Source organism: Pantoea sp. Cy-640, assembly GCF_011752635.1.
Taxonomy (GTDB): Bacteria; Pseudomonadota; Gammaproteobacteria; order Enterobacterales; family Enterobacteriaceae; genus Pantoea; species Pantoea dispersa.
Genome location: NZ_VWXB01000023.1, coordinates 1 through 796, shown reverse-complemented (window position 1 = coordinate 796; position 796 = coordinate 1). Strand labels below are relative to the sequence as shown.

The 796-nt window shown below is 35.2% G+C and carries 1 protein-coding gene; it reads left to right on the top strand.

The features are described from left to right. Positions 1–104: 104 nt before the first annotated feature. The coding region (locus tag F3J36_RS23965) for a hypothetical protein (protein WP_211073325.1) at positions 105–796 on the top strand (692 nt) is incomplete at its 3' end.

The following is a 796-nucleotide window of genomic DNA, read 5'->3' as shown; positions in this document are numbered from 1 at the left end:
GAGCTCAGGTTATTTATACGGTAAGAGCTGGAGCGAGATACCTTATAGATGGGGTAAAAGTGCAGAAAGATTCTACTCTCGTGATCCAGGAAATACACAGTTTAATGTATAAGATTCGTCTTAAGAATGGAAAACCGTTTGACTTTGATGTAATCAAAGCAGAACGAGAAAGCATTGATAACGGATTGAAGGAAAGAGGTTTTTATTATTTCCATCTGGATAATATCATTGTACAGGCTGATAGTACTGTAAACAAAAACCATAAGGTTGAGCTTAATGTAAACTTTATAGATAATTCTCCAAATCTGTCGACACAACAATTCAGTATCGACAAAGTTGTTGTATTTCCTAATTATAATATACAGGATGTAAAAGACGGGAAATACAGCATTCCGATGGATAAGGATTCTCTTTCCAAATATGCTTTTGATGACATTTATGTAATTGATCCTCAACATAAATTTAAACCGAAAATATTCGACAGAGCTTTATATTTTAAAAAGGGAGATCTTTATAACCGTTCCAACCATAATCTTACGTTAAACAGGCTTATCAGTCTGCGGGTTTTCAAGTTTGTAAAAAATGAATTCATCACCTCTGATTCTTTAAGTCATAAATTTGATGCTTATTATTTATTAACTCCAAGACAGATCCAATCGCTCCGTCTGGAAGCTTTAGGAAGAACAAACTCAGCAAATTATGCGGGTAGTGAACTCAACTTGAACTGGACTCACAGAAATTTCTTCCGGGGAGCTGAACAGTTCAAAGCTTCGATTTACGGGGCTTTTGATTTCCA